This is a genomic window from Streptomyces otsuchiensis (assembly GCF_004305975.1).
In the GTDB taxonomy this organism is placed as follows: Bacteria; Actinomycetota; Actinomycetes; order Streptomycetales; family Streptomycetaceae; genus Streptomyces; species Streptomyces otsuchiensis.
The window spans coordinates 1-1,350 of the sequence record NZ_BHZI01000345.1 but is presented as its reverse complement, the minus strand read 5'-3'; the positions used below and the strand labels follow the sequence as shown (position 1 = coordinate 1,350).

Sequence of the window (1,350 nt, the reverse complement as noted above, 5' to 3'; positions counted from 1 at the left end):
GCGAGATTGCTGCGCGTGGTCAGGGTGTCGGGATGGTCGGTGCCCAGGACGCGCTCACGCTCGGCGAGAACCCGCTCCCCCAATTCCAGCGCCTCGCGTGCACGGCCTGCGTCCCGGTAGGAGAGCGCGAGATTGGTGCGGGTCGTCAGGGTGTCGGGATGGTCGGTCCCCAGGACGCGCTCACGCTCGGCCAGAACCCGCTCCTTCAGTTCGATGGCCTCCTGGGTACGGCCTGCGTCGCTGTAGGAGGAGGCGAGGTTGCTGCGGGTCGTCAGGGTGTCGGGATGGTCGGCGCCCAGGATTCGCTCCTCGTCGGCCAGGACCCACTCCTGCAACTCGATGGCCTCCTGGGTACGACCCGCGTCGCTGTAGGAAGAGGCGAGGTTGCTGCGCGTGGTCAGGGTGTCGGGATGGTCGGCGCCCAGGAGGCGCTCCGAGATCTGCTGAATGTGTTTCCAGTAGGCGGTGGCCGGGGCGTGGAGCCCGGCTTCCTGGAGGCTGCGGCCGGCACGGAACAGCAGCGGGTGTGCGCCGTGTTGGTGGCGCCAGAGGTGGCGGCCGGTGTGGCCGTGGAGGGTGTCGGTGTTGGCGCGGAGGGCGGAGGCGAGTTCGCGGTGGGGCTGGTCGATCCTGGGCCAGAGCGTGTGGAGGGCGTCGGCCGCCGCGGTGGCGAGGGCGGGCAGGTGGTGGGTGGGTGTGTTCTCCCGGACGGCCCGCGCGGTGAGGGCGTGGACGCGGACGGCCCGGGGCCCGTCGGTGGGGACCCGGGTGATGAGTCCGTAGCGGTGGAGCACGGTCAGGGCCCGCCGTACGTCGACCTCGACCACCTCGTCGTCGTTGTCGATCTCGGAACGGTAGGTGCCGAGGTGTCCGAGGACGGATTCGGTGGCCCAGAGGTCGAGTGGGTGGCCGTCGGGGTCAAGGAGCGCCGCAAGGTGGAGTGCCGGTTCGACGATGTCGGACGGGCCGGCCGCGATGGCGGCGGCCAGGTTGAGGAGGAGGGCGGCGGCGACCGGGCGACCGTAGTCCTCCGCGTCGGCCCCTGCGGGGAGCAGGTCGGGCAGATGCTGGTCGGTGAGGTGCCGCACGTACTCGGCGCAGGTGATGTCTTCCTGGATCATGTGGGCGGCGGCGAACCCGAGAGCCAGCGGCAGCAGCCCCAACTCCTCGACGACCGCCCCGGCGTCGCCCTGGTCGTAGAGGTGCTCGCAGTGCGCGTCGCTGAGGCGCTGCCGCAGGTAGGCGTGGGCTTCGTCACGGGTGTAGACGTCGACGGTGACGCGGGTCCGGCCCGCGGCGGTCAGCCGCGCGTCGCCCTGGAGGCGTGTGGTGGCCAGCACCCACCCGGCC

General features: G+C 71.8%; 1 protein-coding gene. It reads right to left on the bottom strand.

All coding sequences use genetic code 11. The annotated features are described in order from the left end of the window. A partial coding sequence (locus tag E0D90_RS28095) for a tetratricopeptide repeat protein (protein WP_227870428.1) occupies nucleotides 1–1,350 on the bottom strand: 1,350 nt, incomplete at both ends.